The sequence below is a fragment of the Nostoc commune NIES-4072 genome (assembly GCF_003113895.1).
GTDB classification, from domain to species: Bacteria; Cyanobacteriota; Cyanobacteriia; order Cyanobacteriales; family Nostocaceae; genus Nostoc; species Nostoc commune.
In genome coordinates, this window is the sequence record NZ_BDUD01000001.1 from 5,424,715 (window position 1) to 5,442,837 (window position 18,123).

The 18,123-nt window shown below is 41.8% G+C and carries 15 protein-coding genes; 7 read left to right on the top strand and 8 right to left on the bottom strand.

What is annotated here, in order from left to right:
- Positions 1–7: 7 nt before the first annotated feature.
- Complete coding sequence (locus tag CDC33_RS24105; protein WP_109011066.1) at positions 8–664, bottom strand: TetR/AcrR family transcriptional regulator; 657 nt, start codon at positions 662–664, stop codon at positions 8–10.
- A 154-nt stretch (positions 665–818) separates the two neighbouring features.
- Here CDC33_RS24105 and CDC33_RS24110 point away from each other — a divergent pair, with 154 nt between their 5' ends.
- Positions 819–1,178 (top strand): hypothetical protein, encoded by a 360-nt coding sequence (locus CDC33_RS24110; RefSeq protein WP_244919336.1) that lies wholly within the window; start codon positions 819–821, stop codon positions 1,176–1,178.
- A 68-nt stretch (positions 1,179–1,246) separates the two neighbouring features.
- On the opposite strand, the gene CDC33_RS24115 is transcribed toward CDC33_RS24110, so the two are convergent.
- From CDC33_RS24115 to CDC33_RS24125, 3 genes are all read right to left on the bottom strand, one after another.
- Positions 1,247–2,482, bottom strand: a complete 1,236-nt coding sequence (locus tag CDC33_RS24115) for a DUF445 domain-containing protein (protein ID WP_109011067.1) — start codon at positions 2,480–2,482, stop codon at positions 1,247–1,249.
- Positions 2,483–2,660: 178 nt separating this feature from the next.
- Positions 2,661–3,374: a bifunctional demethylmenaquinone methyltransferase/2-methoxy-6-polyprenyl-1,4-benzoquinol methylase UbiE gene (ubiE, locus tag CDC33_RS24120; protein ID WP_109012689.1), complete on the bottom strand. Its 714-nt coding sequence runs from the start codon at positions 3,372–3,374 to the stop codon at positions 2,661–2,663.
- A gap of 87 nt (positions 3,375–3,461) precedes the next feature.
- The gene (locus CDC33_RS24125) at positions 3,462–4,400 is read right to left on the bottom strand and encodes a response regulator (protein WP_109011068.1); all 939 of its coding nucleotides are present in this window, start codon (positions 4,398–4,400) and stop codon (positions 3,462–3,464) included.
- A 1,148-nt stretch (positions 4,401–5,548) separates the two neighbouring features.
- Between CDC33_RS24125 and CDC33_RS24130 the strand changes: the two genes are divergently transcribed.
- The 5 genes from CDC33_RS24130 (at position 5,549) to CDC33_RS39045 (ending at position 13,101) form a co-directional block, all read left to right on the top strand.
- Positions 5,549–7,129, top strand: a complete 1,581-nt coding sequence (locus CDC33_RS24130) for a group II intron reverse transcriptase/maturase (RefSeq protein ID WP_109011069.1) — start codon at positions 5,549–5,551, stop codon at positions 7,127–7,129.
- A 153-nt stretch (positions 7,130–7,282) separates the two neighbouring features.
- Entirely contained in the window at positions 7,283–8,371 is a 1,089-nt protein-coding gene (locus tag CDC33_RS24135) for a RuBisCO accumulation factor 1 (RefSeq protein WP_109011070.1), read from the top strand.
- A 609-nt stretch (positions 8,372–8,980) separates the two neighbouring features.
- Complete coding sequence (gene aqpZ, locus CDC33_RS24140; RefSeq protein WP_109011071.1) at positions 8,981–9,754, top strand: aquaporin Z; 774 nt, start codon at positions 8,981–8,983, stop codon at positions 9,752–9,754.
- Positions 9,755–10,360: 606 nt separating this feature from the next.
- Positions 10,361–12,784 (top strand): ATP-dependent helicase, encoded by a 2,424-nt coding sequence (locus CDC33_RS24145; protein WP_109011072.1) that lies wholly within the window; start codon positions 10,361–10,363, stop codon positions 12,782–12,784.
- A 152-nt stretch (positions 12,785–12,936) separates the two neighbouring features.
- Positions 12,937–13,101 carry a hypothetical protein gene (locus CDC33_RS39045; RefSeq protein WP_181374118.1) on the top strand — a complete coding sequence of 55 codons (165 nt, stop codon included), beginning with the start codon at positions 12,937–12,939 and terminating at the stop codon, positions 13,099–13,101.
- A 46-nt stretch (positions 13,102–13,147) separates the two neighbouring features.
- On the opposite strand, the gene CDC33_RS24150 is transcribed toward CDC33_RS39045, so the two are convergent.
- The 4 genes from CDC33_RS24150 to CDC33_RS24165 form a co-directional block, all read right to left on the bottom strand.
- Entirely contained in the window at positions 13,148–13,726 is a 579-nt protein-coding gene (locus tag CDC33_RS24150; RefSeq protein ID WP_109011073.1) for a GNAT family N-acetyltransferase, read from the bottom strand.
- 187 nt (positions 13,727–13,913) lie between these two features.
- Entirely contained in the window at positions 13,914–14,159 is a 246-nt protein-coding gene (locus CDC33_RS24155) for a ChaB family protein (RefSeq protein WP_109011074.1), read from the bottom strand.
- Positions 14,160–14,273: 114 nt separating this feature from the next.
- Positions 14,274–14,942: a DUF1345 domain-containing protein gene (locus tag CDC33_RS24160; protein ID WP_181374119.1), complete on the bottom strand. Its 669-nt coding sequence runs from the start codon at positions 14,940–14,942 to the stop codon at positions 14,274–14,276.
- A 341-nt stretch (positions 14,943–15,283) separates the two neighbouring features.
- Positions 15,284–15,673 (bottom strand): DUF1499 domain-containing protein, encoded by a 390-nt coding sequence (locus tag CDC33_RS24165; RefSeq protein WP_109011075.1) that lies wholly within the window; start codon positions 15,671–15,673, stop codon positions 15,284–15,286.
- 316 nt (positions 15,674–15,989) lie between these two features.
- Between CDC33_RS24165 and CDC33_RS24170 the strand changes: the two genes are divergently transcribed.
- Complete coding sequence (locus CDC33_RS24170) at positions 15,990–17,138, top strand: alanine--glyoxylate aminotransferase family protein (protein WP_109011076.1); 1,149 nt, start codon at positions 15,990–15,992, stop codon at positions 17,136–17,138.
- Positions 17,139–18,123 lie beyond the last annotated feature (985 nt).

Genomic DNA, 18,123 nt, shown 5'->3' on the forward strand with positions numbered 1-18,123 from the left:
TTCTCGCCTAATTCTCAGTACGTCGCACACCAGCCAAAATAAAATTAACTGCTGCTTGAGTATGCTGCTCAATCATTTCTGGACTCAGGAGTTGCAAATCGGGTCTAGTATGCTTGATGTTTTCGTAAGCGTTGAAGTATAAATTACAAACCCCAATAATATGAAGAGTGGTGAGAAATGGATCGATCTGACGGAAACAACCTTTCGCCATCCCCCGCTCTAAAATCTTGATTAGATAGCTAAAATTTTCTTGCCAATTCCCCTGTTTGAAATATTTTCCCTGATTTTGGTTTGCTTCTTGGAACCAAAGCATTCCCCGGTGCGGGTGAGCAGCTTCATAAGCGATCGCTTCTTTGACAAGTACCTGCAACGCCTCCTCTGGTGGGAACTGATCCAGATTTAGCTGCTCAAACCCTTCGTGCATCTCCACCGCCGGACGTTGCAAAACAGCTTGATATAGTCCTTCCTTGCTCTGGAAGTAATAGTAAATCATCGCTGTGGTAACACCTGAACCTTTAGCGATCGCTTCTGTCCGCGCCCCTTGAAGTCCATTTCTGGCAAACTCCGCTTCCGCCGCATCGAGAATCTGCTTTTTCGTTGCTTCTGCATCGCGCACCTGACGCGGCTTTTTAGCTGAGAATTTTGACTGCGTTGAACGACCCACGTTGCTCCATCATCATAACGAAAATATATTAACTAAAAAATTGGTTAGTAGTTGACATAGAAGATGAAATTTATTAAATTAATACTTACTAACTAAAAAATTAGTTAGTTATTTGCATAATTCAGCAATGCAGTAGCCAAAATTAGCCGAGTAAATGCGCGGTTGTATTAGTTCGGGCATTGCAGACAAGAAAACTCTTACTAATAGTCTCGAATACGCTTTTCCTTCGACTACAGCTTTTTTTGCGAAAACGCCTATTGGTGATATTGCTCAAATTCATATTCTCTACCCGGAAACAGATAAAATCACTAAGACGTTTATTTTGATGTATGCCAAAGTCGTCAATCCTTTGATGAAATTCCTATTTAAAAACTCAGTTTTACAAGCAGCAGCCACAGTTATTGAACAGGATACAGGTGCAGTTGAAAGTTTGTATCCTCGGCAAAAACCAAAAATTAGATTGCCAAATGAAGAGATTATGTTCTATGCAGAAAAGCTCTACCGCGAGTGGTAATTTAGATTTGCAAAACTTCACTACGCTTTACAATTAAGTAACTAAAAATCCATTAAAAACTAACCATACTACTGTTGAACCAACAGTAAAAACACTGTCTGGAATAACCCCACAACAAAACCCAAAACACCACCTAAAGTTACAATCGCTTGCAATTCATTTTTCACAATTCCTTCAATAGCAGCTTCTAAATCAGCCGGTGAAGTTGATTTTACCCGATCAACTATCACTTGATCTATCGACAAAATTGGAATTACTTGTGCCACAATTACTTCTAAATCTTTTTCCAAATACTTATCTAATATTAAAGCCAATTCTTGACTCATTACTTCTAAAGAAGTATTGACAACAGGTGAAGTACTTAGACGATTCAGCAGCACTACAGCAATATTTTCCCAATCAACAGAATCAGTTAATCCTTGTAAAAAATCGCTGCCACTGTTTTGTAAGTAATGGCGGACACTTTCGCGGGTGGTCTTTCGGAGTTGGCGCACCGTCCCAATTGGCAAGTTTTGTAATGATAAATTTTGCAGTAATTTCCGAATGCGATCGCGGATTTGCAAATCTTTAGTCAATTCTTGCAAGCGACTATTAGCAGTCTCTTTTTCATCTAAACAAAAAGTCCGTAGCCGTGTCAGAGTATTACGTAAGCCAAACAAATTTGCTACTACCCAATAAGTCCCACTGGTTTTTTCGCGGAAGCCTTCATCAATAATTTGAATTGTGCGATCGGTCAAAAAATCAACTATCGTCTGCCGCAGCGCATCTGGTGGTAAAACTGCTTGCAACAACCAATCAGCAAGCCGTGTGGCTTGTTCTTCACTCAATTGAAATTCCAGTAATATCTGGTCAAAAATTTGATTGATCTGCGTTTCCAAAAAGTCTTCGCGTCGCGCTAAAACCTTGAGTAAGCGTGGCAAGGATTCTCCTATTAAATCCCGCAAAATCCCCGCCACAATTTTGGCACTTTTCTCGTTTTTATCTGTTTTAATTTGTTCAATTGCCAGCCGCAACAACCAGAGAATTGCTGATTGCACGCGTTCTGTTTGCAACAAACGCCGCGCTAGATTTTGCAATTCTTGTGGTGTCAAAAGTGACCCCATGATTGTCTTAGAAATGTTCAGAGCCAAACGTTCCTGGTTGCGGGGAATCAATCCAGGGGTGAAGGGTACTCTTCGTCCAGCAATGTAAATTGCTCGGTAAGGACGGAACAACATTTTGATAGCTATATCATTTGTGAAATAGCCAATAATTCCACCCAGTACCGGGGGAGACACATAAAGCCAAAGATGAGACCAGTCCACAGGATTTTGGATTTTGGATTTTGGATTTTGGATTCTAGATTATAAATTAGGGATTGAGTATTGGTAATTGGTATTTGGCGGTTATTAATTGTTAGTTGCTTTTCCACAAACCACTAAGGATTCTCTATTACCCATTACCTATTGCGCAGTCCCCAATCCAAAATTGCAAATCTAAAATCTAAAATTTGCTGACTACCAGCACTCCCATCATACCGTTCGCAATGGGGTAGTGTGTGGCAACAGCAAAACCAACTTGACGCGCTAAGTCTATTTGCTCTCTCCCGATGGGAAAGCGATCTAAACTAGGGCTGATGTAAGCATATTCTTCTTTTAACCCTAAATAACTGGCAACTGGCACCACAAAACTGTCCAGATACAACTGCTGAAAGGCACGTAGCTGAGGATTACTCGGTCGATGAAAGTCCAAAATTGCGGCTTTAGCACCCGGCTTCAAAACCCGGTATAACTCTTGGAGACTGCGGGGAATATCTTTAACATTTCTTAAACCATAGCCCATTGTTGCGGCATCAAATTGGTTATCCTCAAAGGGTAAATTTAGCACGTCAGCTTCTATCCAAGCGATGCCTACGGCGGGCAAAGCCAACGCAGGTTGCGGGTACTGCCAATGTGAGCGTTCTTTAGCTTTTTCTAGCAGGTTGGGTGAAAAATCCACTCCGTAAACCTTCCCTGTTGCCCCTACACGCCGTGCCAGACGTAAAGCTAAATCACCACTACCGCAACATAAATCTAATGCAGTATCACCCGATTTCGCTGCACTCCATTTCACTGCCATTTCCTTCCATATTCGATGCTGTCCCAGACTCAACCAATCGTTTAACTGGTCATAAACCGGAGCAATACGGTTAAAAATGGACTGAATTTCGTTAGTCATTGGATATTGGGTATGGGGCATTGGGCATTGGGCATTAGGCATTGGGCATTGGTTTTTGACTAATGACAAATGACTAATGACAAATGACTAATGACAACTAGTAAGAGCGATCGCTATCAGTTGGGCTGATAAATTAATTAGCATTAATTCATCTTCCCGTAAAGTGCAGGGTTGTTTCCACTGTAGGGATAATACACCCAAAAGTTGATTACGGTAGCTAATTGGGATAACTAAATGTGCTTGCACACCCGTATTTTTGTAGTGAATAGCATCAACTAATTTAGTGTCTTTAGGTATATTTAAGGAAACTTGCATTTGCCCGGTGGCGATCGCTTCCTTTGTTAGTGGGTCAACAGATAACCAATTCTCTATTATACCTGTATCGCTGTAAGTTCCTTGAGTCGCAATCAGAGTATTTCCATCTGTCAGTTGTAGAATACACCCATCTGTTGCAAAAGTATCACTCACAGCCCTAGCAATTGGAGCGAGAGTTTCTTCTAAGCTAGAAGCTGCTTGAGTTACCTGTACCAAAACACTCAGCAGGGCTATTTGAGCATGAGAACGGCGTAATTCTTCTGTACGTTGCTTGAGCAAGTCGTAGGTTTCTGCTGCTCTTTGCACCACTGCCTTCAGTTCGCCTGGGTCCCAAGGCTTGGTGATATATTTGTAGACTTGTCCTGCATTAATCGCCTCTACCAAGTCTTCAATATCAGTAAATCCGGTGAGAATTATCCTAACCGTATCGGGAAACTGAGGTACAGTCTTGCTGAGAAACTCAGTTCCTTTCATTTCTGGCATCCGTTGATCGGAGATAATCACCGCTACCTCCCCTTCTGCTGCCAAAACTTCTAGGGCGTTCACCCCACTATCAGCTTTCAGAACATTAAAGTCGCGTCGAAAGGTACGATAAAGCAGATCGAGATTATCTGGCTCATCGTCAACTACCAGGATTTTCAGCTTTTTTGGTTGTTGGAGAGTCATCACTTGATATTGGAGTTTATCAATTTCGAGATTGGGCTTATCCATAAGATATTTCTTGTAAATATTACTATCTTGTTATATTCCATACCAAGCTTAGTTGAGAATAGCTGAAAATTATCAAGGGTTTTTACGGAGTTAACTTGCATTTTTAAATACGGCAAATTTAACTCATCCCCCGGCTTCAAGCCGGGGGATTTCAAGTCATTAGTCATTAGTAGTTATACGCGATTTTTCGTGTTTAATAATACTAATGACTATTGACCAATGACTAATGACCAAGACGACTTGGCGACAATTCCTCCCGTACCGTGAAGGAACGGGCTTCCAAGTCGTCTTTCGGTGAGTGTTACAGAGGGGATATTTACTTGCCCAAATATCCCAAGCAAGAAAAAATTGCACAAGAATAATTAACTAGATAAGTTTCTACAGATCAACTCAAAGCAGTAGTTATACTCAAAACTTGCACCAGTTCTAGCAACAGGCTCAGAATTCATTCTGAGGCTATTAATTTGCATTCTTCTAAAGGCTCAATAAAGATTAGAGTCCATTTAAGTGGACTTGCGCTAAAAGTCTGTGAAATAAATTTCTTGGCAATAACTAGGCAGGTGCAAGATATAACTATGGGTAGTTCAGTGCGATTCGTTGATTAGTGAATCACGGTAATCAGTCCGTACATAACTAATCCAGCCCGTCAGCAGATTACTGACACTAAAGGCTGAACTCTCGGATTGATGCAGGTGCAAGTCCTGTCATTCAGACTCAGAATTGACTCCTTATCTGCCCACACCGAACAAGCTCGGTTCTTGTAGAGTGAAGCTGGGAACAGGGCGCAATCAGACAGCCGTTACGGGCTGACACTGGCGCTAACAGGGAGTTCCTATGATGAAACAGAGCCTAAAAAAGTGACCTACCCCTAAGCAGGGCGTAACAAAAAACCCCCTGACTTCACTGGAGAATACAATTCCCACCGCAATTGAACTGATAGCGGTAAGAGTCCAGGGAATCCAGTGGTCAAAATGGCTACATCTAACGGAACAATCAATCTTTCCGAGGGAACGAATAAAAACGATTTGGGAGTCCTGGGACAGTCGAACCCACGGTAGGCTAGACGAGAAGCGGAATTCTCACAAGTCGGGTAGGACGAACCGTAATTGGTTCGAGGTGTTCAGAAAATACAAACCAATGAAGAGAAAATGATTAGACACAGTGTAAAAACTAGTGAATCTTGGAGAGCCTTACCGTGGAAGAAATTCCGCCGTAATCTTTTCCGCCTTCAAAAGCGAGTATTTAAAGCTGTTCAAGTTGGAGACAAGCGGAAAGCTAGGTCACTCCAAAAGCTTATTCTAAAATCTACCTCGGCTCGATATCTTGCAATTAGACAAGTGTCACAGCTAAACGCTGGTAAAAAGACGGCGGGTATTGATGGTAAGAAATCCCTCTCATTTGAAGAACGCTTCAAGCTTGAAGAACTACTGAGAATGAATAGCGGAAATTGGAAACATCAAGGACTAAGAGAAATCCCTATCCCCAAAAAGGACGGGACTACCAGAATGTTAAAGATACCAACCATCGCGGATAGAGCCTGGCAATGCCTAGCAAAATACGCACTCGAACCAGCACACGAAGCCACTTTCCACGCCAGGAGTTACGGGTTTAGAACTGGGCGCTCTGCCCATGATGCACAACAGCACATCTTTAACAACCTCAACTCCAGAGTCAACGGAATAGAGAAACGAGTTATTGAACTTGATATTGAGAAGTGCTTCGACAGGATTAACCACTCAGCAATAATGGACGAACTCATCGCCCCCAAAGGCTTAAAAATCGGTATCTTCCGATGCCTCAAGGCAGGGGTTAACCCAGAATTCCCTGAACAAGGTACACCTCAAGGTGGAGTAGTTAGCCCACTATTAGCTAATATCGCACTCAACGGGATTGAAAGTATTCACAGATATCATGTGGAATACAAACAGGGAAGGAGAATAACAGACAAAACCTCGTCCGAGAAAATCGTCGAACCCTCAGTCCGATACGCGGATGACATGGTTATTATACTTCGACCCGAAGACAATGCGATAGAAATACTTGAAAGAATCAGCGAGTTCCTCCGTAAACGCGGAATGCAAGTAAGCCAAAAGAAAACCAAAGTTACCGCCGCGACAGATGGGTTTGATTTCCTCGGCTGGCACTTCAAAGTCCAGAAAAACGGAAAGCTTAAAAGTACTCCCTCAGTGGATAACTTCAAAACGTTCCGTAAGAAAGTAAAACACATCGTCAACAACTCGAATTATGGCTCTACCACAAAGGCTGAGAAATTAGCCCCGGTAGTTAGAGGTTGGAGAAACTACCATAAGTTCTGTAAGATGGACGGGTCAAAGTTCTCACTTTGGTTCCTAAATCACAGAACATTTACGGTATTTAATAAGGAAGCCAAGAAAGACCGCTATTCTAGTGCAGAACTAGTCAAAAAAGCGTTCCCATCAGTTCCTTACTCCGAAAACAGTCACGTCATGGTTCAAGGAAAAAAATCCCCTTATGACGGTAATATCGCCTACTGGAGCGAACGTAACAGCAAGCTCTACGACGGCATGACCTCTAAAGCTCTCAAAAAGCAAAACCATAGATGTGCTTCCTGTGGTCTGAAATTTATCGATGAAGAACGGGTACACCTGCATCACATCGATGGAAATCACGCCAACTGGAAGAAAAATAATCTTGAAGCAATCCATGAGAGTTGCCACGATTACAAACACATGAGCAAAAGCGAAAGCTGAGAACATCGGGAGCCGTGTACACGGAAACGGGTACGCACGGATCTAACTGAGAGGTGCGGGGAATAATATCCCCCATCGACTCAACCTAGATTAGAATAAGACTTGCTCATGAGGTATTAATTAACCTCTCAAGTTGAAGCTCGCACTCCGATTATGACTGATCTACCACCCAACGCTCAGAATCCCGAAGAAAATGCTACCAACGATGTAGCACAAGAATTACTGCGAAGGCTGAGGCAAAAACAAGGTAACTGGGTGGAATGGGGAGCCGCGATCGCCTCGTTGCTAAAAACCGGTTACAACCCCCAAGACATTTTTGAGGCGACTGGATTTGAGCCGATTCAACAAAATCAGGTGGTTGTTGGTTCTCAAGTTTACAATTCTTTAGAAAAGTTTGGAGTATCGGAAGAAACGCGATCGCACTATGCCACACGCGGTAGTGATGTTTTATATGAACTGCGTTTGCTCACCCAAGAAGAACGCGCCGCCGCCGCCGAACTAATCTTCGTCCACAATGTTGATGCCGATGAGGCACGGGAAATAGCAAAAGCACTTAAAGAATTCTCTTATTACCGCACTTTACCAGAAGGATTTTCTGCCCATCCTGGGGATGCCGTTGCTCATCAAGTTTGGAAACTGGCACGCCAAAATGCAGATTTACAACAGCGATCGCGTCTAATAGCCAAAGGTTTACGCTTTGCTCACACGCCAGCAGCAAGGCAAAAAATCGAACAACTACTAACTGATTTTACTACTGTTCCCCAGCGTCCAGCGCCAATTCTACCCTTTTACCGCCTAGAAGTTGAAGAACAATTACCCCGAATCTTGCCTGTGGTAGGCGAGATGCCATTATCACGGCAAGACTTGCAAGCTGTGCCCATAATGACAGAAATTGAACCATTTCGGATGGTCAAATTTGCTGGGGAGCAAGCTTGGGTGCCGTTACCAGGTTGGCAAGTGTTGTTGGCAGCAGTTGATCCAGTAGTGATTTTAGCAAATAGCGATCGCTTCCCTATCCAAACCCAAAGCCAAATCGGGCCAGTCGTAGTTGTAGTAGATCGTGCCCAACGAGAATGGGATGCCTCCAGTTACTTTGTCGTTGAAAATGGTGGTGAATTAGATTTTCAGTGGTTTGAAACTGAACCAGAAATTCCTTTACTAGGACAAATTATTATCATCGTTCGTCCTAAGAAAATTTTGGATGAAGAATTAACTAAGGATTCCTGGCAGATTGACGAATAAATTTAACAAATTCTCTGGGGATTTAAGTCAAGAGTGACTAACAATCGGCAAGTTTTGTGGCTCTTGTCTTTATCCCCGTTGTAAAACTTAATTACGAATTACGTTAGCGTAGCGGGGCGAAGGCCATTACAAATTATTCCGTTTTGCTCCCAATTGCCTATCACAAAAATATCAACAAACATTCATCAAATAAGAGAACAGGAAATAGTATTTTTTCAGCTTAAAATGTATAAAAATATTACAAAAGTTAAATAAAATTTTAAACAACTTTTAATAAAAATTAATTACTGAAGCAAGAATTTTAACAAATGTATCATTTGAGCAAAATGCTTAAGAAATTAAGTATTTTTTTTATTATTTTAACTTTTCCTGTATCCTTCTCTATTACCATCAATAATTATTGAGTAAAAAACAAATTTCTACTTTTTTGATTTAGTTTCTTGAAGAATTCAGAAGTCAGAACTCATTAGTGAGTGATTCAGAACTGTCACTAATTAGAAATTTAATAGGAAGAAAATAGACGCAATGGATTTCTGTTGATATAAATGACTCAAGGATTGTCCAACATCGCTATCACTCGTTTGTAGCTGAACAAGGAGTTTTCCAAAAATGTCTCTAACTAAACGTTGCTTGGCCGAATTTATTGGTACATTCTGGCTTGTCTTAGGTGGTTGTGGTAGTGCTGTTATAGCCGCAGCCTACACCGCAGATGCAGCAAAAATCAGCGAAAGTACTTCTTTTCCACTAGGTATTGGATTAGTCGGTGTATCTCTGGCGTTTGGGCTTACCGTCCTCACAGGGGCTTATGCTTTTGGTCATATTTCTGGTAGTCATTTCAATCCAGCTGTTTCCTTTGGGCTGTGGGCAGGTAAACGCTTTCCTGGATCTGACTTACTACCTTACATCGTCTCTCAAGTAATCGGTGCGGTTGTTGGTGCGGGCATTATCTACCTGATTGCGAGTGGCAAAGCTGGATTTACCTTAACTGGCTCTAACCCATTGGCCACTAATGGCTACGGGACTCACTCTCCAGGTGGTTACACGCTCTTTGCTTGCTTCATTAGTGAAGTTGTGATGACTTTCATGTTTCTATTGATTATTTTGGGTGTAACTGATAGGCGTGCTCCTAAAGGATTTGCACCACTGGCAATTGGTTTTGGACTCACCTTAATTCACCTGATTAGCATTCCTGTAACCAATACCTCGGTCAATCCCGCCCGTAGTACTGGAGTTGCTCTATTTGCAGGTGTAGAACTCTTTTCCCAAGTTTGGCTGTTCTGGATAGCTCCGATTTTGGGAGCTATTTTAGCAGGATGGTTGTATGTAGCCGTCTTTAGTGAATCAACTGCGGACGAACGGCAAAACATCGAAGAGCTAGTCTAAAAGTCATTTTCAACTGTACGAGTGTTTTTATAGCAGTTCATCAAAAGGGACAATAGTTGGAACTGCTTTGTGTTTATCATCAATCTTTCAGATGAAGTTGCGTAGGCACAGCCCAATCTAGGCATTGCTTGAGATTTCGTTCTGATATTTCTTAATAATCTCCCGACTAAAAGAACAAATGAGCCAAGCGAAATTTGTTTTTTCGGGAGATTATTATGTTGTTTCAGGTTCCGATTGTCAAAAAATACATTTACTTATGAACCTATTAAATAAAACTTGATAGACTACTATCAGCAATCTATAGGAATCGTATTTGATTTTTGAAATTATCTATGTGGGCGGGGAGTAGGGAGTGGGGAATTAGGCTTTTCGATCTGTACCGAGCTTTTTCAGAAATCAAACATTAGTTCTATAGTAATTTAGGATTAAGAATCAGCGAAGATTATTCATTAGGATTTACGCACGGGTAACGGAAAACGAACCACAGAGGCGCAGAGGTCGCAAAGGAATCAGAGTTTTAGAGGGTTTTTGCGTAAGTCCTATTCATATCTGCGGTTTGGAAATTACATTCAACATATAACATATATTCAATATATAAAATTTGCTATGTCAGACTCTAAATTTACTACTTCTCTGGCTCAAGAATTACTTCACTCAGAATTGTCTGAACGATCGCCCGTGTCATCCCTACGGGCAGAAGCCATAACACGCATCCGCAACGGTCTACGTCCTGGACAACAGCAAATGGCTGACTGGCAATCTGGCCCTTTGGCTATTTCTGCCGTTCCTGGTGCGGGTAAATCTACTGGGATGGCGGCGGCGGCTGCGATCGCGATCGCCCGTCAATATGAACGTTCATCCTCGCGCCGTCAGTTGGTAGTTGTCACCTTTACTCGTTCAGCTGCTGCCAATATTAAAGCGAAGATTCGCAAATTCTTACGAGATGATTTATCTCTCCCTCAGACTGGATTTTTTGTTTATACCCTACATGGTCTAGCGTTAAACATTGCCAGTCGCCATTCTGATTTATCGGGTTTGCAGTTAGAAAATGTCACATTAATTACACCAACCCAAAGTCACCGTTTTATCCGAACAGCTGTAGAGCAATGGATTGCGAATAATCCCGGAATATATTTGCGGTTATTAGAAGGTCATCAATTTGACGGAGAAGAGACAGAAAGGTTGCGTCGCCAATCGGTGCTGCGAACAGAAGTATTGCCGGAATTGGCTAATACGGTAATTCATGAAGCAAAAAGTTCTGGGATATCGCCAGAAAAATTGCGGGAGTGGAGTAAACAAACCACAGACGAATATGCAATTTTGAGTGTAGCGGCGGGATTGTATGAGCAATATCAAAACTTAATGCGATCGCGTGATTTCATCGACTACGACGATATGATTTTAGCCGCACTGCGCGTTTTAGAAAATGACAGCGCCCGTCGCATCGAGCAAAACCAAATATTCGCCGTCTTTGAAGACGAAGCCCAAGATTCTAGCCCATTACAGACACAGTTGTTAGAAATTTTGGCGAGTGATGGGGAATATGAGGGGATGAATACAGACGCAATGAATCGCGTCTCTACGCACTCCCCACTCAACTTGGTACGAGTTGGTGATCCCAACCAAGCGATTAACTCTACATTTACCCCAGCCGATCCGATTTATTTTCGGCAATTTTGCGAAGAGTGCGATCGCATCAAACAATTGGCAACAATGGATCAAGCTGGTCGCAGTACTAGAATTATCATTGAAGCCGCTAACTTTGCCCTCAAATGGATCAATAATCAGTCGTTAGCAACAACGAATAACGGACAAAAGATTCCTGACAACCGACAAGTACCATTTCGCTTGCAGACAATTCGCCCTGTTGAAACAAACGATCCACAAAAGAACGCCAACCCAGCACCAGTAGGACGAGGACTAGAACTTTATACCCCGCGTGACATTCATCAAACCGTTGAATTGTTATCTCAAAGAGTGATTGAGTTATTTGGCGAAGACCCAACACAAAATAGTGCAGCGATTTTAGTGCGAGAAAATCGCCAAGGACGATGGTTAGCAGAAGCTCTGACACCTGTGTGCAAAGAGCATAATATTACACTGTACGATGTGGGAGAACGCGATCGCCGTTCCCATGTTCCCCAAGAAATTTTAGCATTACTGCAATTTTGCGATCGTCCCCACTCTCCCGATTACCTGAAAGCCGCACTAGAAGCATTAGTACAGCGCCAGTTAATACCTACTCAAGACCTTAACGCCCTTGCTAGTCTCCCAGAAGAATTCTTGTATCCTGGCCCCCTAGCAGCAACCCAGCCAGAAACAGTCCAAAAAGCTGCTCGTTTGTGTCGCAGTTTACTTCGCGCCCGCTTGGAATTGCCCCTGTATCAGCTAATTTCCTTTCTCGCCTTGACCTTAAATTACGACCAGGCAGAATTGGCAACTGCTGACAAACTCGCAGAACGGGTAAACCAGCAGATAGCCGGCAATAGTTCGATGGGGGGAATGCTATCAGCTTTAAGTGAAATCGTCAGTTCCGAACGGTTTGAACCAGTAGAAACCGAAGATTCGGAAGAACGTTACACTCGTCGCGGTCAACTGACCATTATTACCATGCATAAAGCCAAAGGGCTAGATTGGGACTATGTGTTTCTTCCCTTTCTCCACGAAAACTTGATTCCTGGCAGATTTTGGGTTCCTCCTCAAAGTCAGTTTTTAGGGGATTTTACCTTATCAGAAGTAGCCCGCGCCCAAATTCGTGCTGCTCTCCACGGAGAATCTACCATACCAGATGTTACACAAGCATGGGAACAAGCAAAGCACTTGAAAATATCTGAGGAGTACCGTTTACTCTACGTTGCGATGACACGAGCAAAGCGTTTGGTGTGGATGTCAGCAGCCCAGAAAGCCCCCTTTACTTGGAGTAAGCCGGACAATTTACAAGAACAAGCGCCTTGTCCGGTTTTTCCGGCATTAAAGCGCCAATTTCCTGAATGTGTGATGAATTTAGGAGTAATGGCCAAACAAGGGTGATCAAAACTTTTAAGAAATTAATTGGAATGTACAGTTAGTAGCGATCGTATTGTGAATATTTGTACAAAATAAGCCACCTATAGTGGAAGTTGCCGTTTGAAAATTGGTGTTATAGATTGGTGCTGAGATTTTAATCAGAAATTGATTTACCAATGAAAACCCAACAGTTGACAACGACACAAGAAAATAGACCCAGCAAGACAAAAAAACAGTCTTTTCCGGGTATTAATATTGGTACTCCTAAAGTACCATTCCGCCAATGCAAGAAAACTGTACAACAGCATGAGTTACTCAGTGACTGGGAACACGCGAGTTAATTTTGTAACATCCTCTCATACCAACTTACTAATCGTGATGCATAAATTAGGAGTGCAATGGATTCTTTCTTTCTATTGCCATAAGCCAACAATCTGAGTATTCCCCTTCATGTAGCTCATGAGCGGGCAATAGCTTTAGTTTGACAAAACCACATTTTTCATAACAACGGATAGCGCGAGGATTGTCAACATGAGGATCTATGACAATTTTATGAGCTTGTCGCTGTTCAAAAAGATAAGTGATAAATGCTGACAATATTTTTGTACCAATTCCCTTGTTCCAATAGTCGGTTTCGCCTATGAACAAGTCAATTCCGTAGACATAATCAGTTTGATCATCAAGATGATACAATTCTCTATCGGTTTGAGATAAGTCATTGAGCGCACAATACTGCAAATAACCAATGGGAATATTTTGATAGTAGAACAGACACGGAACAACCGGGTCATCTCCCCTAATCATCGGTTTGTACGTTTCTATAATTCTTTCTAAATCAAAAGGATTATCTCTTCCTTCATAAAATTCCAAAACTTGTGCATCAGTTAACCATTTTGCCATCAACTGATAATCATATATTTCATCTTGCATTAGACGAATAGCAATTTTGTCTTGTTCAATTAGCATTTCCTGTGTAGATAGATTTTTCTAGCCAATATTTAAATAAATATAGTTTGTTCAAAATGTCTATCATCTTGTTGCAAAAATTATAAAAAAGCAAAAAGGAATTCCATACCCGCTTCGTAAACATGGAATTCCCTTTAAATTTTGTCTTACCTCTAACAAAAAACGCCTATGCCAAGCTTAAATTTATTCAATTACCACCAGAGACAACAGATTTATTATGTATAGCAGTGTCTTCAGACTTTCTCTGCCATTTGCCATCGCTGCCTGGTTCGTATTCATTCTTTACACTATTCCAAGCAATTTCACGCGCACCTTCTTCATTTGAACCATTACTTTGAGCAGCATTAAATACAGCTAGAAAAATCTGCTGTGCGTGTTCGGGTAACTGTTCTCTAATATCACCAGGCAATTCATTTATTGTTTGATCAGCCATAAACTTACTCCGATTATTTCAAGTTAAGTTTATGTTAAAAAACTTGCAATAGAATTTCATCTTTCTGAAAGTAGAGAAACAAATAATCATATTTTTGGCTGAGTTAAGCGATTTTTAAATCAGCGATGCAATAATATTGATGCTCATTGCTAAAATTGTGGTGTTGAAAAAGAAGGATAATATGCTATGTAACAGAGTCAAACGCCTCATATCGTGCGATCTCGTTTCCACATCTGAAACTTGACTGGTCATGCCAATTACGAATGAATAATATAAAAATTCCCAATAGTCTGGATAATCGTTATTAGGAAAATCTAACCCTTTGGTGATTTCTTCTCTATTATTACGACTAATAGATTTGTAATAACTGTGTGCATATTGCACTGCAAACATCGTATGCACTAGTAACCAGGAACCGACAATGGTCATAATTGAAAGTATGACATGTAGGGTAAGCAGAATTGTTGACAATCCTTTTTTATCAGTTAGTAAAAACCCAATGGCTAAAACACTAGCACAAGCCGCAGCTATCACCAGCATGAATATAGCTAAATGTCCTTCATATTCATTCTCAGCATAACGGCGAATTTTTTCTGGGGTAGCTTTGATCATCTTCCACCAGGTTACAGCTAAGAAAAAGTCAGCACCAGAGTTCCAAGCGCAGAGAATGCGAGTGGGTAAATGCAGCCAAGATGGAAGAATTATTGAAACTAATCCAGCTAGTCCGATAGCAATTATCAGTCTAGGGCGGGAGTCAAAGTTTTTAAATAAATTAAGTTTCACAAATATTGCGATCGCAAAGTTTAACTAATTCGTAATGACGCTCTCTACGAGACGCTAAAAGCGTAGCTTGCTTCTCTGTAAGATTACGCGGACTCGCTACCGCTACGCTAACGTACTTTGGTAAAACACCACCTCAGATTGTAAAATTTGTATTCTTGAAGCTAATCATCATTCAAATTGCATCTTTGTGTATCCGCGTTCCCCATCATTTTTAACGTTTTGAACTACACAACTTAGAAGTGCATCAGCTTACTTGTTGTGGGATAAATTTTTAACTAATTCAATTACGAATTACGAATTACGTTAGCGCAGCGTTCGTGACGTAGGAGCGTCATTACGAATTATTTTAACTTGGCTCTAATCGTTTCTATTCGTTGACGATTAACACCCAAATCGCTTTGACCTAAGCGTGAGGCTGAACGTACTTGGATAACATTAGCACTCCGGTCTAAATAGAATTCTACATCATCCACAAATCCCAGTAAAGCGCTTTTAAATTCTGCATATAAATAATCTTGGCTTTCGGTAATTATTTGAGTTCTTGGTAAGGACTCAATAATCTTTTTAAGATTACTAATCGCTTTTTCTGGAGTAGATGTAAAAGTCAGTGGTGCAATTTTGTGGGTTGCATCTGTACTCTGACTAGAAACACAGTTAGGAGAATTAGGGCAGGGTGCTAATTTACCGTTGCTAATACCTAAATTATTTGGTCGTTTGCCAGCAAAAACCATAATTATGTCTCCGGGTAAGTGAATAAGTATACTCTCGCACATTTGGTTGAATCACTGTAATACTTTGGCTAATTGCATCTTCTGACAAATGATAGATTCATTAAAACATCAGTAGACCTCTTGCAAAAGTGCTTTTTGCACTCTTGGGGGAAAGGGTAATGGTTTTAGGGGAAGCGGATAATACAGAACTTTTTCCCCTTCTCCCTTCCCCTTTTCCCGACTTATGCAAGAAGTCTAGTGATGCGTGCGATCGCCTCTGGCGTTGGCGAAGCCATCGCTCTATGATTCGTAAGTATCATCTAAGCGAAAACAGATTATGACACAAACAATTTCAATCAACGACTCTGGGCGCTTGCAACTCACACCGTTAGAAATTCCATCCCGTTTGCTGTTGGGGCCTGGGCCCTCCAATGCCCATCCCGCAGTTCTCCAGGCGATGAATACCTCACCTGTTGGGCATCTTGACCCAGCTTTTCTCGCACTCATGGATGAAATTCAGTCGTTGCTACGCTACGTATGGCAAACAGAAAATCCACTCACCATTGCAGTCAGTGGTACGGGAACAGCCGCAATGGAAGCAACCATCGCCAATGCTGTAGAACCCGGTGATGTGGTTTTGATTGGTGTAGCTGGTTATTTCGGTAATCGGCTCGTAGATATGGCTGGACGTTATGGCGCAGATGTGCGAACTATTACCAAACCTTGGGGACAAGTTTTCAATCTAGATGAACTCCAAACTGCCTTAAAAACTCATCGTCCAACTATTTTAGCTCTAGTTCATGCCGAAACCTCCACTGGCGCACGTCAACCATTGGAAGGTGTTGCTGATTTGTGTCGTGAATTTGGCACGTTGTTGTTAGTTGATTCAGTCACAAGTTTGGGTGGTGTCCCCTTGTTTTTGGATACTTGGGGAGTTGACTTAGCCTATAGTTGTAGCCAAAAAGGGTTGGGTTGTCCGCCTGGTGCTTCGCCTTTTACAATGAGTCCGCGTGCTGTTGAGAAATTGCAACAGCGCCAAACAAAGGTTGCAAACTGGTATTTGGATATGTTGCTGCTGGGTAAGTATTGGGGCGCTGAACGCACCTATCACCATACAGCACCGATTAATTTATATTATGCATTGCGGGAAGCACTGCGTTTGCTTGCAGAAGAGGGATTAGCAAACTCCTGGCAGCGTCATCAGAAAAACGTAGAATATCTCTGGGAAGGGTTGGAGAACTTAGGACTGAGTATGCACGTTGAGCAAGAGTATAGACTACCAACGCTGACTACTGTCTGCATTCCAACAGGGGTAGATGGGAAAGCGATCGCTCGGCAGTTACTTAATGAGCATAATATTGAAATTGGCGGTGGTCTTGGCGAACTAGCTGGTAAAGTTTGGCGCGTCGGATTGATGGGCTTTAATAGTCGAAAGGAAAGTGTTGACCAACTTTTAGCAGCACTACGGCAAGTTTTACCTAAGTAGTTTTCGGGTTTGAGTGGTGCGTTAACAGTAGCTTAACGCACCTAATAAAAAGAGTGATGCCGCTAAGATTCGTTTGAAAATAGGACTTACGCAAAAATTGCTAAAAAGCTTAATTTCTCGAACCGCCAAGACGCCAAGAGCGCCGAGAATTCGTAGAGTGTGCGTAAGTCCTAGAAAATTCAAGCAAACTCATTGCGATAAAAAACCAACAAACAGTAGAGGCAAGAGTATTAGTAAAGACACAATTAAGACGAGGGTTGCTGGCTCAATTTTAATCTGGTTCTTCTGTGGATCGCGCATTTGGCACTCCCTCGAACAATAAGTATATTAACTCAGCCTAAAGGATATTTATTCTTTTTCCAAGCCCAATCAAGTTTAAAAAGTAAATTTTTTAAGTACGCTGGTGCATTAAATTTACGAAAGCGGCGGGAAGCTCCATCCCCTCGTGGGTGGAGAGGGATAGCCGTCCCACCGCTTTAGTCATTAGTCATCAGTCATCAGTCATTAGTCATTGGTACTAATGACTGATGACCAATGACTAATGACTAAAAACTCCATCCCGCAAGTGGCGTGGAGTTTTTTATATTTTTTTGATTTTAATAACTGTCAATCCCTTGATTCATCCCTCCATCTGCTTATTTCTTCCAGGGTAGTTTAGTTCCCATTTCAGTTAATGCAGAAAAGATCAGATAGAGGACGAGTAACCCAGCCGCCGCCAAAAAAGCCAGTAAATCGTTATCCATAAGTGCATTTGCTAAAACTTCGCTAATTTAATATTTAACGCGATGTGCGACTTATTCTTCAAACCCCTCTTCAAACCTCTCCTCGAAACGGAGAGAGGCTTTGATTATTGCTCCCCAACGCTAGTCTACGGTGTACACACAAGTCGGAAAAACTTCATCTACTAAAGATTTGCAGTTCGTTACGCTGGCGTGACAAAGCTAAATTCTTGCAATCATTGCGTACGCATTTGTTATTTCGGGGT

Bases quoted from the DNA above. Each gene is read 5' to 3' on its own strand.
- CDC33_RS24170 (WP_109011076.1), top strand. From the start codon at position 15,990: ATGACACAAACAATTTCAATCAACGACTCTGGGCGCTTGCAACTCACA.
- CDC33_RS24150 (WP_109011073.1), bottom strand. From the start codon at position 13,726: ATGCTAATTGAACAAGACAAAATTGCTATTCGTCTAATGCAAGATGAA.
- CDC33_RS24155 (WP_109011074.1), bottom strand. From the start codon at position 14,159: ATGGCTGATCAAACAATAAATGAATTGCCTGGTGATATTAGAGAACAG.
- CDC33_RS24110 (WP_244919336.1), top strand. From the start codon at position 819: ATGCGCGGTTGTATTAGTTCGGGCATTGCAGACAAGAAAACTCTTACT.
- ubiE (WP_109012689.1), bottom strand. From the start codon at position 3,374: ATGACTAACGAAATTCAGTCCATTTTTAACCGTATTGCTCCGGTTTAT.
- CDC33_RS24125 (WP_109011068.1), bottom strand. From the start codon at position 4,400: ATGGATAAGCCCAATCTCGAAATTGATAAACTCCAATATCAAGTGATG.
- CDC33_RS24165 (WP_109011075.1), bottom strand. From the start codon at position 15,673: ATGGTTTTTGCTGGCAAACGACCAAATAATTTAGGTATTAGCAACGGT.
- CDC33_RS24145 (WP_109011072.1), top strand. From the start codon at position 10,361: ATGTCAGACTCTAAATTTACTACTTCTCTGGCTCAAGAATTACTTCAC.
- aqpZ (WP_109011071.1), top strand. From the start codon at position 8,981: ATGTCTCTAACTAAACGTTGCTTGGCCGAATTTATTGGTACATTCTGG.
- CDC33_RS24130 (WP_109011069.1), top strand. From the start codon at position 5,549: ATGATTAGACACAGTGTAAAAACTAGTGAATCTTGGAGAGCCTTACCG.
- CDC33_RS39045 (WP_181374118.1), top strand. From the start codon at position 12,937: ATGAAAACCCAACAGTTGACAACGACACAAGAAAATAGACCCAGCAAG.
- CDC33_RS24135 (WP_109011070.1), top strand. From the start codon at position 7,283: ATGACTGATCTACCACCCAACGCTCAGAATCCCGAAGAAAATGCTACC.